Below are 13,472 nucleotides of genomic sequence, written 5' to 3'. Positions count from 1 at the left end.
TTGAATGAAAACGCCCGGCGCAGGTGCTTGGACCTGGGCCGGGCGCGATCATAGCAGAGGACCTGCGGGCCTCTTCGCCCGTAGGAGCTGGTTTGCCAGCGAAGGCGTCGGCCAGGACGATGCAAGGCTTGCGGGCCTCTTCGCCGGCAAGCCGGCTCCTACGCCAGATGTCGGTCCTCCTGCTGCGCGAACAACGCCCCACCGCTCATCCGTCGATCACAGCCCCTCCAGCTCGGCCATCAGATCACTCAGCCGGTCGACCTTCTCCTCGCTGATTTCATTGGCCCCCAGGCCATCGATGTAGGCGGCCAGCTCCTGCACCGTGCTGCATTCGAACATGGCCCGCAGCGGCACGTTGCGTTGCAGGGTTTTCTGCACCCGTGAGGCGATCTGGGTCGCCAGCAGGGAATGCCCGCCCAACTCGAAGAAGTTGTCGCGCACGCCCACCCGTTCGACCTTGAGCACCTCGGCCCAGATGTCCGCCAGGGTTTGCTCCAGTTCATTGCCCGGCGCTTGATAGTCCTGGCTCTGCAGCTGGCCGATCTCCAGGGCCGGCAGGGCCTTGCGATCGAGCTTGCCGTTGGCGTTGAGGGGCATGCGTTCCAGCCATAGCCAGTGCAGCGGCACCATGTATTCCGGCAGTTCGGCGCGCAGCCGCGGCTTGATCCGCTCCAGGCATTCGCTCGGGCTCAGGTTCGTGTCACTGGCCACCAGGTACCCAACCAGGTGCTTGCCGTTGACGCCCTCCTGCACGCCCACGGCGGCATCGCGCAGTTCCGGCTGTTCATGCAGGCGCGCTTCGATCTCCCCCAGTTCGATGCGGTAGCCGCGGATCTTCACCTGATGGTCGATCCGGCCAACGTATTCCAGTACGCCGTCGCTGCGCCGGCGTGCCAGGTCGCCGGTGCGGTACAGGCGTTCGCCCGCAGCACCGAACGGATGGGGCACGAAGGCCAGCGCGGTACGCAACGGGTCGCTGACGTAGCCACGGCCAACACCGGTGCCAGCCACGCACAATTCACCCACCGCTCCCAGGGGCACCAGCTCCAGGGCTTCGTCCATCAGGTACAACTGGTTGTTGTCGGTGGGCGTGCCGATGGGCAGGTAGGCGCCACGGGTCGAGGCCATATCGACACGGAAGAAGGCCACGTCATCGGAGCACTCCGCCGGGCCGTAGGCGTTGACCAGGCCGATCTGTGGATAACGCAGCAGCCACTGGTACGCCAGCTCGGGCGGCATGGCCTCGCCGGTGGGCAGCATCCAGCGCAGGCCAGCGAGGGCGATGGCGTCCTGGACGAGCATGCCCTGGATCAGCGACGGCACGCTCTCCAGCACCGTGATGCCCTGCTCCTCGACATGAGCCAACAGGCCCTGGGGATCGTGAGCGATGGTGTTGGGCACAATGTCGACCCGGGCACCGAACAGCGGCGCGGCAAGGAACTGCCAGACCGAAATATCGAAACTCTGGGACGCCGTCTGGGCGATCACGTCGGCTTCGCTCAGTTGCAGGTACGGCACCTTGCTCAGTTGGTTGTTGAGCATGCCGCGCTGCTCCACCATCACGCCCTTGGGCAGGCCGGTGGAACCGGAGGTGTAGATCACGTAGGCCAGGTTGTCCGGCGCGCTGTAGCGGCCCGGGTTGCTCTCGGCATGCCCGGCGGCTTGCAGCTCTTCCCAGACCAGCAGCCGCGGACGCCCGGCACAGCCGAACTCGTCCAGCAGGGCCTGGGCCTGTTCGCGGCAGACCGCGGTGCAGACCAGGATCGGCGTGCGGCTGAGCTCGATGATACGGCCCAGGCGCTGGCCCGGCAGGCCCGGGTCCAGGGGCAGGTAGCCGGCCCCGGCCTTGAAGCTGCCGATGATCATGCCCAGCAGTTCCAGGCCGCGCTCGGCCAGCAAGGCCACCGGCTGATCAAAGCCCACGCCGTTGGCGATCAAGGCATGACCCAAGCGGTTGCTGTAGCGGTTCAACTCAGCGTAGCTGTAGCGCCGGTCCAGGCAACTGGCGGCGATGCGTTGCGGATGGGCCGCCACCTGGGCTTCAAACAGCTCCACGTAGCTGCGCTCCAGCGGGTACTCATGCTGGCTCTGGTTGCAGCCGGCCAGCAGGAAGTCCTGCTCCTCTTCACCTAGCAGCGCCAGTTCGGCCATGTCGCCATGAAAGCCCTGCATCAGCGCCAGCAGCAGGCGCTTGAACTCGCCGAGCATGCGCTCGATGGTCGCCTGCTTGAAGTAGCGCTGGTCGTAGGACAGGTGCAGGCCCAGGTCATCCCCCGGGTAGCACACGGCAGTAATCGGGAAGTTGGTGTGGGTGCGGCCGGAATCCGAACTGGCGTTCAGGCTCTGGGCACGGTCCAGCACCGAGACTTCCACCGGCGCGTTCTCGAACACGAACAGGCTGTCGAACAGCGGCTGGCCCTTGGGCAGTTCGCTGGTTTCCTGGATCGCCACCAGCGGCAGGTACTCGTATTCGCGCAGCTGCATGTTGCTGTCGAGCAAGCCGCTGAGCCACTGGCGCACGCTGCAGCGCTCACCGTCCTGGGGCAGCTTGACCCGCAGGGCAATACTGTTGATGAACAGGCCGACGGTGCGTTGCATCTCCGGCATTTCCACCGGGCGCCCGGCCACGGTAACGCCGAACAGTACGTCGCGATCGCCGCTCATGCGCCGCAGCACCAGGGCCCAGGCCGCCTGGGCGAAGGTGTTGATGGTGAGCTGGTGCTGCTGCGCCAGTTCCCGCAGTTGCGCACCATCCCGGGCATCCAGGCGGGTGTAGCAGTCGCCGACGATCATGCCGCCGCTGTCACCGGCGTGTTCCCGCAGGAACGGCCGGTCGCTGGGGATCGGCGTGGTGCGTTCAAAGCCCTCAAGGTTCTGTCGCCACCACTGCCGCGCCTCGGACAGGCTCTGGTGCTGCAACCAGCCGATGTAGTCGCGGTACCGCGGCGGCACCGCCAGCTGTGCCTCGCGGCCTTCGCCCAGGGCGGTATAGATCTCGAAGAAGTCGTTCATCAGCAAGGAGCGGCACCAGGCATCGATGAGGATGTGGTGGTTGCTCATCATGAACCAGTAACGGGCCGCACCGACGCGGATCAGCCGCAGGTGGAACGGCGCCTGGTTGAGCAGATCGAAACCGGCCTCGCGCTCCTGTTTATGCAGGGTTTGCAGCTTGGCTTCCTGCTCGGCCTCGGGTACCGCGCTCCAGTCGAGGAATTCGATCGGGGTGCGGCCCGGCTTGTGGATAACTTGCAGCATGTCTTCGCCGACGTTCCAGCAAAAAGACGCGCGCAAGGCTTCGTGGCGCGCCACCACCGCCTGCCAGGCCTGGGCGAAACGCTCCGGGTCCAGTTCGCTGTTGATGCGGTAGCGGTCCTGCATGTAGTAGAGGCCGGTGCCCGGCTCCAGCAGGGTGTGCAGCAGCATGCCTTCCTGCATCGGGGTCAGCGGGTAGACATCCTCGATCTGCACAGCCGGCACCGGCAGGCCATCGAGCTGGGTCTGGGTCAGGCGCGCCAGGGGGAAGTCCGACGGCGTCAGGCCACCGGCATCGTCCTTCAGGCAATGGGCGATCAGGCTGTGCAGCTCGCCCAGGTAGGCGTCCGCCAGCTCGCCGATCAGCTCGGCGTCGAAACGTTCGCTGCTGTAGGTCCAGCGCAGCACCAGCTCGCCGCCATACACCTGGCTGTCGATGCTCAGTTCGTTGGGCAACGGTGCTTCCGGTGCGTGGGCCGGGCCGACGGATTCATCCAGCGGACGCAGCAGTGCGTCGGCGCCGAAGCTCTGGTCGAACTGCCCCAGGTAGTTGAAGGTCACCGGCGCCAGCGGCAACGCCGCCAGGGCCTCGCGGCAGGCGTCGTCCGCCAGGTAGCGCAGCACGCCGTAACCCAGGCCCTTGTGCGGCACGGCCCGCAGTTGTTCCTTGATGGCCTTGATCGAGGCGCCCTGCCCGGCCGCTTCTTCCACCTGCAACGGGGTCAGGCGCAGCGGATAGGCGCTGGTGAACCAGCCGACGGTGCGGGTCAGGTCGATCTCGTCGAACAGCGCCTCGCGGCCGTGGCCTTCCAGTTGCACCAGGGCCGAAGGCTGCCCGCTCCAGCGGCACAGCACCCGGGCCAGGGCGGTCAGCAGCAGGTCGTTGACCTGGGTGCGGTAGGCCGCTGGGGCCTGTTGCAGCAGTTGCCGGGTGCGCTCGGCATCCAGGGTCACGCTGTGGCTGCGGGCCTGCTGATGCTGCTGGCTGCCAGCGGCATTCAAGCCTGGCAGTTGCGCGGCCGGGCCGGCCAGTTGCTGCTGCCACCAGCCGAGTTCTTCACGCAGGGATTCGCTGCCGGCATAGGCCAGCAGGCGGCTCGACCAGTCCCGCAGGGCGCTGGTCTTGGCCGGCAGGTTCAGGGCCTTTCCGGCTTGCAACTGACGATAGGCGATTTGCAAATCTTCCAGCAACACGCGCCAGGACACGCCGTCCACCACCAGGTGGTGGATGGCCAGCAACAGGCGTTGCTCGCCTTCAGGGCCGTCCACCAGCACCGCCCGCAACAGCGGCCCGTGTTCCAGGTCGAGGCTGCGCTGGGCATCGGCGAACAGCGCCTCGCAGGTGTCCATGGACGGCACCCGCACCTGCCACAACAAGGGAGCATCGGACAACGGCAGGTACTCGGCGCGCCACTGCCCGCCCGCCTGGTTGAAGCGCAGGCGCAGGGCGTCGTGCTGCTCCACTAGCGCCAGCAGGGCTTGCTCCAGCAACTGGGCATCAAGGACACCCAGCGGCTCCAGCAGCAGCGCCTGGTTCCAGTGCTGCGGCTGGGGAATGCGGCTGTCGAAGAACCAGTGCTGGATCGGCGTCAGCGGCGCTTCGCCACTGAGCTGGCCCTGCTCGGCGCTGACGCGCTGAGTGTGGCTGGCGACCCGTGCCAGGGTTTGCACCGTCTGGTGCTGGAACAAATCGCGCGGGGTGAAGTGGATCCCCAGCTGGCGGGCGCGGCTGACCACCTGGATCGACAGGATCGAGTCGCCCCCCAGTTCGAAGAAATTGTCGTTGAGGCCCACTTGCTGCACGTTCAGCACTTCGCCCCAGACCCCGGCCAGGGTCTGTTCCAGCTCATTGCTCGGCGCCACGTACTGCTGGCGATTGAGCTCCGGATCGGGCATCGGCAGGGCTCGGCGATCGAGCTTGCCGTTGGCGGTCAACGGCATGCTGCCGAGCAGGATCAGGTGGGTCGGCACCATGTAGTCCGGCAGCTGGGTTTTCAGCTGCTGCTTGAGGGCTTCACGCAGGTTGGCCTGCTGCACCTCGTTGTGCTCGGCCACCTCGGTCACCAGGTAACCAGCCAGCTGCTTGCCGGCCGGGGTATCCAAGGCCAGTACCACCGCTTCACGCACGGCCGGATGATCCAGCAGGCGGGTTTCGATTTCCCCCAGCTCGATGCGGAAGCCGCGAATCTTCACCTGATGGTCCACCCGGCCGATGTATTCCACCTGGCCGTCGGCGCACTGGCGCACCAGGTCCCCGGTGCGGTACAGGCGCCCGCCATCGGTGGCGAACGGATCGGCGACAAAACGCTCGGCACTCATCCCCGGGCGACGGTGATAACCCTGGGCCAGGCCGGCGCCGCCGACATACAGCTCGCCGGTCGCGCCTTGGGGCACCAGCGCCAGATCGGCATCGAGTATATAGGCCACCCGGGCCCCGACGATGCTGCCGATGGGCACGCTGGCCACGCCTTCGGCCAACTGCTGCGGCGCCAGGCTGGCCAGGGGCATGACCACGGTTTCGGTGGGGCCGTAGGCGTTGAAGAACAGGTTCGGCTGGAAGGCCGCACGGATGCGCTGCAGGTGTTCGCCGGTCAGGGCCTCGCCGCCGGTGATGCACATGCGCACCGGCAGGGTCTGCTGCTGGGTCGCCAGATGCTGGGCCAACTGGCTGCCGTAGCTGGGGGTGAAACCGAGGATGCTGATGCGGTGCTGACGGATCAGTTGGCAGATCTCTTCGGCGTCCCACTGGCCCTGGGCCCGCAGTACCACCTGGGCGCCGCTGAGCAGCGGCACCAGCAAGCGCTCGGTGGCGGCGTCGAAGTTGATGGAATAGAAGTGCAGCTCGCAGTCGTCCGGGCGCATGCCGAAGCGGCGGATCACCGCCTGGCAGTGCATGGCGATTTCCCCGTGGGACACCACCACGCCCTTGGGCTGGCCGGTGGAACCGGAGGTGTAGATCAGGTACGCCTGATGCTGGGGCAGGCTGATGAAGGGCAACTCGCTGGCCGGGTAGTCGGCCAGCAGCGCACCGTCCTCTTCCAGGCACCAGCGGCCGACTCCGGCCGGCAGCTCGCCCAGGGCGGCGAACATCCGCGCATCGCTGAGCAGCAGGCCGATGCCGCTGTCTTCGATCATGTAGTGCAGGCGATCCAGGGGGTATTCCGGGTCCAGGGGCACGTAGGCGCCGCCGGCCTTGAGGATCGCCAGCAGGCCGACGACCATTTCCAGGGAACGCTCCAGGGCCAGGCCAACCCGCACCTGCGGGCCCACGCCACGCTCACGAAGCATCCAGGCCAGGCGGTTGGCGCGGCTGTCCAGCTCGCTGTAGCTCAGGGTCTGCCCGGCGAAGGTCAGGGCCGGTGCGTCCTTGCGGGCCAGGGCCTGTTCGCTGAACAGATGATGGATGCACTGATCCAGGCGTTGCTCGCCGGGCTCGACGCTCAAACTGTCCAGTAGGTGCTGCTGTTCATCGGCCTGCAGCAGTGGCAATTCGCACAGGCGCCGTTGCGGGTCGTCGATCAGGGCCTGCAGCAGATTGCGCCAGTGGCCGGCCATGCGCGCAATGCGCGGCTCGTCGAACAGGTCGGTGCTGTAGGTCAGGCAGCAGCCCAGGCGTTGGTCCAGGTCGGTGACTTCCAGGTTGAGGTCGAACTTGGTGGCCCGGGCATCGTTGACCAGGTATTCCACGGTCATGCCCGCCAGTTGCCGGCTTTGCTGGAATTCCCAGCGCTGGACGTTGCACATCACCTGGAACAGCGGGTTGTAGGCGGTGCTGCGCGGCGGTTGCAAGGCTTCCACCAGATGATCGAACGGCAGGTCCTGGTGGGACTGGCCCTCGATCACGGTGTGGCGTACCTGCTCCAGCAACTGACCGACGCTCATCTGCCCGTCGAGCTGGCAACGCAGCACCTGGGTATTGAGGAAGGCGCCGATCAGCCCTTCGCTTTCCGGGCGGATGCGGTTGGCCACCGGCGCACCGATGCGCAGGTCGCTCTGGCCGCTGTAGCGGTACAGCAGCAGCGACAACGCGGCGGTCATGGTCATGAACAGGGTCAGGCCGTGCTCGGCATTGAAGGCGCGCACCCGGGCCGCCAGCTCGTCGCTCAAGTCGAAGCGGTACAGCTCGCCCTGGTGGCTTTGCACCGCGGGCCGTGGCCGGTCGCTGGGCAGTTCCAGCAAGGGGTGTTCGCGGCCCAGTTGCCCGGTCCAGTAGTCCAGCTGGCGCTGGCGCTCGCCGGATTCCAGCCACTGGCGCTGCCACACGCTGTAGTCCAGGTACTGCACCGGCAAGGGTTCCAGGGGCGATTCGCGGTCGTCGAGGAAGGCTTCGTACAGCGCGCCCAGCTCGCGGGCGAAGATATCCATGGCCCAGCCTTCGGTGACGATGTGGTGCAGGGTCAGGACGAAGTAATGCTCCTGCTCGCCGGCCTTGACCAGGCAGGCGCGCAGCAAGGGGCCGGTCTCCAGGTCGAAGGGCTGGTGCGCTTCGCTGTCCGCCAGTTGTTGCAGGCGTTGTTGCCGGGCATCCGGGGCCAGGGCCGAGAAGTCCTTCCAGGCCATGCGCAGGCCGCTGTCGGCATGCACCTGCTGGCGGGCCACGCCGTTGACGCTGGGGAAGGTGGTGCGCAGGGTTTCGTGACGCAGGATCAGCGCCTGCAACGCCGCCTCGAAGCGGCCCACGTCGAGCACGCCAGACAGCCGCGCCATGCCACCGACGTTGTAGGCCGGGCTGTCGGGCTCCATCTGCCAGAGGAACCACATGCGCTGCTGGGAATAGGACAGCGGCACCGGCTGGCTGCGGTCGACCCGGGCAATCGGCGGCTGCTGGTTGCGCGCACCGGACTCCTGGATCAGCAGCACCTGTTCGGCAAAGGCCCCCAGTTCGCTGGCTTCGAACAGCGCCCGCAGTGGCAGCTCGACGTCGCAGGCCTGGCGGGTGCGGGAAATGATCTGGGTGGCCAACAGCGAATGCCCGCCCAGGGCGAAGAAATCGTCCTTGAGGCCGATGCGTGGCTGGCCCAGCACTTCGCGCCATATAGCCGCGATCTGCTGTTCCAGTTCGGTGCTCGGTTCGACGTGCTCGCGCACCTGCCATTGCGGCTCCGGCAGGGCCCGGCGGTCGAGCTTGCCACTGGGGCTCAGGGGCATGGCGTCCAGACGCACCAGTTGCGCCGGCACCATGTATTCCGGCAGCTCGGCGGCCAGGGCAGTTTTCAGCCGGGCGCTTTGCTGCTGTTCATCTTCATCGTGCGCATTGGGCGTGTAGTAGCCGATCAACTGCGGGCCGGCCAGGGTGTCGCGCACTAGCACCGCGGCCTGGGCCACGCCGTCCTGGGCCAGCAGCCGCGCTTCGATTTCCTGCGGCTCGACCCGAAAGCCCCGCAGCTTGACCTGCTGGTCGAGGCGACCGAGGTATTCCAGCACGCCGTCGGCGCACCAGCGCACCCGATCCCCGGTGCGGTACAGGCGCGCGCCCTCCGCGCTCAGCGGGTCCACCACAAAGCGTTCGGCGGTCAGCGCCGGGCGCCCCAGGTAACCCCGGGCCAGGCCCTGGCCGCTGATGCACAGCTCACCCGGAACTCCCGCCGGCAACGGATTGAGGTCCGCGTCCAGCACCCGGCACACCACGTTGCCCAGGGGCCGGCCAATGGGCGAACGCTCGCCGTCATCGACTGAACACTGCCAATGGGTGACGTTGATCGCGGTTTCGGTCGGGCCGTAGCGGTTGTGCAGTTGCGCATTGGGCAACTGCTGCAACAGGCGATTGCGCAGCTCGGCCGGCAGGGCTTCGCCACCGGAGAACACCCGACGCAGGCTGTGGCATTCGGCGCTCAGCGGCTCATCGACAAACAACTGCAACAGCGGCGGCACGAAGTGCAGCGTGGTGACGCCGTACTCCTGCACCAGCTGGGCGATGCGATGGGGATCGCGGTGCTCGCCGGGAGCGGCGATCAGCAGCCGGCAGCCGGTAATCAGTGGCCAGAAGCATTCCCACACCGACACGTCGAAGCTGATGGGAGCCTTCTGCATCAGCACATCGTCGGCCTGCAACTGGTAGCTGTCCTGCATCCATTGCAGGCGCTCCATCAGCGCGCGATGGGTGTTGCCGACGCCCTTGGGCTGGCCGGTGGAACCGGAGGTGTAGATCACGTAGGCCAGGTGTTCGCCGTGCAGGTGCAGGCCCGGCGCGTGGCTCGGCCAGCTGTCGAGCTTGAGGCTGTCCATGGCGATGGCGCTGACACCCGGGGCTTCGGGCATCCGGCCCAGCAGATGGGTCTGGGTCAGCAGCAGGCCCACGCCGCTGTCTTCGAGCATGTAGGCCAGGCGTTCGGCAGGGTAGTCCGGGTCCAGGGGCACGTAGGCGCCACCGGCCTTGATGATTGCCAGAAGGCCGATCAGCAGTTGCGGCGAACGTTCGGCGGCGATGGCCACGCACACGTCCGGCCCGACGCCCTTGTCCCGCAGGTAGTGGGCCAGGCGGTTGGCCTGGGCGTGCAGTTCGGCAAAGCCCAGTTGCCCGCCGTCCCAGACCAGCGCGGTGCGTTCCGGGCTCTGGCGCAGTTGTTCGTGCAGGCGCTCCGGCAGCCACTGCTCGGCCGGCGCGCAGGGGGCCACGCTCCATTGCTGCAGTTGCGCCGCTTCGGCGTTGCCGAGCAACGGCAAGTCGCCCAGGGCGCAGTCCGGTTGCAGGCAGGCATGCTCCAGCAGGCTGATGAAATGCCCGGCCAGACGCTCGATGCTGGCCGCGTCGAACAGCTCGTCGGCGTAGTCGAAGGCCAGGCTCAGGCGGCCGTTGCGGTCCTCTTCGCTGTGCAGTTGCAGGTCGAACTTGGCCTCGCGGCTGTGCCACGGCAGCTCTTCGGCCAGCAGCCCCGGCAGGCGGCGCAAGGCGCCGAGGTCGCGCTGCTGGTGGTTGAACATGACCTGGAACAGGCCCTGCTCACGGGCTTCGGGGAAGGCTTCGAGCAATTGTTCGAAAGGCAGGTCCTGGTGAGCCTGGGCCTCCAGGGCGGTGCGGCGGGTCTGCTGCAGCAGGTCGGCGAAGGACTGGCGCGAATCCAACTGCCCGCGCAATACCTGGGTGTTGATGAAAAAGCCCAGCAGGCCCTGGGTCTCCAGGCGCGGGCGGTTGGCGTTGGGCACACCGATGCGGATATCGCTCTGCCCGCTGTAGCGGTGCAGCAGGGTCTGGAACGCCGCCAGCAACAGCATGAACGGCGTGGCCTGCCGAGCCTGGGCGGTCTGGCGCACGGCTTCACTGAGGCTCGCGCTCAGGCGCAGGTCATGGCGCGCGGCGCTGTGGCGGACCTGGGCCGAGCGCGGGTGGTCGGTGGCGAGGTTCAACACCGGGGCTTCGTCCGCCAACTGCTGTTTCCAGTAGTCCAGCTGGCGCTGGCCTTCGCCCTGGGCCAGCCACTGGCGCTGCCAGCTGCCGTAGTCGGCGTATTGCAGGGCCAGGGGCGCCAGCTCCAGGCTCTGGCCCTGGGCCGCGGCGGCATAGAGCCGCGAGAACTCGTCGATCAGCACATTCAGCGACCAGCCGTCGGCGATGATGTGGTGCAGGGTCAGCAGCAGTTGGTGTTCTTCGTCATCCAGGCGCACCAGGGTCGCCCAGTACAGCGGCCCCTTCTCCAGATCGAACTGGGTCCGGGCCTCGTCTTCGCGGATCTGCCGCGCCCGGGCTTCACGCTCGGCCGGTGGCAGGTCGCTGATATCGATCACCTGCAGGTTGAATTCGCCGGCGGCATCCACCTGTTGCAGGGCCTGGCCGTCACGCTCGAAGAAGCGCGTGCGCAGCGCTTCGTGGCGCTGGATCAGTTGCTGGAAGCTGGCGCGCAGGGCCTCTTCATCCAGCTCGCCACGCAAGCGCAGGCCGCCGGGAATGTTGTAGGCGCTGCTCTGCGGGTCCAGTTGCCAGGTGATCCACAGGCGGTTCTGCGCCAGGGATTGGGGCAGCGGCTGCTGGCGCGACAGGGCATTGATACTGCCCTGGGCCACGCCGCCGTCCTGCTGCTGGCGCGCCACGGCAGCGCTGAAGGCACCCAGGGTCGGAGCCTCGAACAGCAGGCGCAAGCCCAGTTCCAGCCCCAGCTCTTCACGCAGGCGGGCGATCACCTGGGTAGCGGCAATCGAGTTGCCCCCCAGGAGGAAGAAGTGATCGTCGGCGGCCACTGAAGCGCATTGCAGTTGCTCCTGCCAGATGCGCCCAATCAGGGTTTGCAGCGCGTCACCGGCGCTGTCTGCGGCGTCAGCCGTTGCGCTGCCGGCCTGCGGGAACAGCGCGTAGTAATCCAGGCTGCCATCGGCCAGCCGGGTGCGGCAGGCGGAACGCTGCAACTTGCCGCTGGAGGTTTTCGGCAGGGCCCCGGGGTTGAGCAGCACCACCACGCTCGGCGCTTCCTGGCAGGCTTCGGCCACCGCCTGGCGGATGGCCTTGATCAGCGCCTCGGGGGGCAGGATCTTCTGCACGCTGCGGCTGATTTCCGCGGCGATGCCGATGCCTTCCTGGCCCTGCTCGGTGACCGCAAACGCCGCCACCCGGCCCTTGCGTACCACTTCCACCTCGCGCTCGATGGTCTTTTCGATGTCCTGGGGGTAGAGGTTGTGCCCGCGCACGATCAGCAGGTCCTTCAGGCGCCCGGTGATGAACAGCTCGCCATCGCGGATAAAGCCCAGGTCACCGGTGCGCAACCAGGTACGACCGGCATGCTGGACGAAGGTCTTGGCGGTGGCTTCAGGATTGCGCCAGTAGCCATGGGCAATGCTCGGCCCGGCGGCCCAGACTTCGCCAATACGGTTGTCAGGCAATTCGCCCAGTTGCTGCGGATCCATCACCAGCACGGCGTGTTCCGGCTGGCTGAAGCCGCAGCTCATCATCGCGCTGCCCTGCCCCGGCTCGGCGCGGTTCTGCGCCAGGGCCTGGTCGTCCAGGTGCAGGGCCGGGATGCCCTGGCCGCGCACGCCACCGGCCACGAACAGGGTGGCTTCGGCCAGGCCGTAGGAGGCGAGGAAGTTTTCATGGCTGAAACCGCAGGCGCTGAACTTCTCGGCGAAACGCTCCAGGGTGTCCAGGCGGATCGGCTCGGACCCCGAATAGGCCACGCGCCAGCCGCTGAGGTCGAGGCGCTCCAGGGCCGACTCGCTGACCCGTTCGCTGCACAGGCGGTAGGCGAAATCCGGGCCGCCGCTGATGGTGCCGCCGTATTCGCTGATCGCTTCCAGCCAGCGTACGGGCCGCGCCAGGAAGTAGGCCGGTGACATCAGCACACAGGGCACGCCGCTGAAAATCGGTTGCAGCAGGCCGCCAATCAAGCCCATGTCGTGGTACAGCGGCAGCCAGCTGACGATCACGTCGTCCGGGTTGAGGTCGATACCGAAGCCGCGACGGATCAGCAGTTCGTTGGCCACCAGGTTGCCATGGCTGACCTGCACGCCCTTGGGCAGCGCGGTGGAGCCCGAGGTGTATTGCAGGAAGGCGATGTCGTCGCCCTGCAGCGCCACGGCCTGCCAGTCTTCGGCCAGCCCGGCTTGCAGGGTGTCCACACACAGCAGTTGCGGCGCGCCCGCGACCTTGAGTTCGTCCATCTGCAACAGTGAATCCCGCAGCCCGGCGCTGGTCAGCAGCAACCGTGGCTCGGCGTCGGCCATGATGGAAATCAGGCGCTCCTGGTGATGACGACGGGTGGACTCCGGCGGATAGGCCGGCACCGCGATCACCCCGGCGTACAGGCAACCGAAGAACGCCGCGACGTAGTCCGGGCCGCTGGGAAACAGCAATACCGCGCGATCGCCGAATTCGGCGTTGGCTTGCAGAGCCGCAGCAATGGTGCGCGCACGAAGGTCCAGGTCCCGGTAACTGAGGACCACGCTCTGATCCTGCTCTTCGGCGAGAAAGCGCAACGCCACTTGATCAGGTGCCAGGACTGCCCGGCGTTGAAGGGCTTGGGCCAGGGTGCTGGGGAGTTCGAACGCGTCCGTCATGGGGTTTCCTGCCAGGATTGTGCTTGCAATGGAGAGCGGGCCCTGCTCTCCCATAACTTTAATAACTATCTATAAATCAAATAGTTATAAGAAAGTCGTGGGCATCCGGAGGGCGCCGTGGCCGGGTCTGCTACCCGGAATCTTTCTCCAATGAGAACGGATGACGTCTTGAAATAATTAGTCCGCATCCTGCCCTTCAAGGCCTGATCCAGCCCACTGACGAGCAGCCGTTCGCAATC

General features: G+C 66.9%; 1 protein-coding gene. It reads right to left on the bottom strand.

The window, feature by feature from the left end; all coding sequences use genetic code 11:
- Positions 1–216: 216 nt before the first annotated feature.
- On the bottom strand, positions 217–13,233 hold the full coding sequence (locus M2395_RS22815) for a non-ribosomal peptide synthetase (protein ID WP_123431280.1): 13,017 nt from the start codon (positions 13,231–13,233) through the stop codon (positions 217–219).
- Positions 13,234–13,472: the final 239 nt, after the last annotated feature.

The organism is Pseudomonas sp. BIGb0176 (assembly GCF_024810175.1).
GTDB lineage: Bacteria > Pseudomonadota > Gammaproteobacteria > Pseudomonadales > Pseudomonadaceae > Aquipseudomonas > Aquipseudomonas protegens.
Note: the sequence above shows the minus strand (reverse complement) of the source record. Positions and strands in the feature narration are given on the sequence as shown.

Bases quoted from the DNA above. Each gene is read 5' to 3' on its own strand.
- M2395_RS22815 (WP_123431280.1), bottom strand. From the start codon at position 13,233: ATGACGGACGCGTTCGAACTCCCCAGCACCCTGGCCCAAGCCCTTCAA.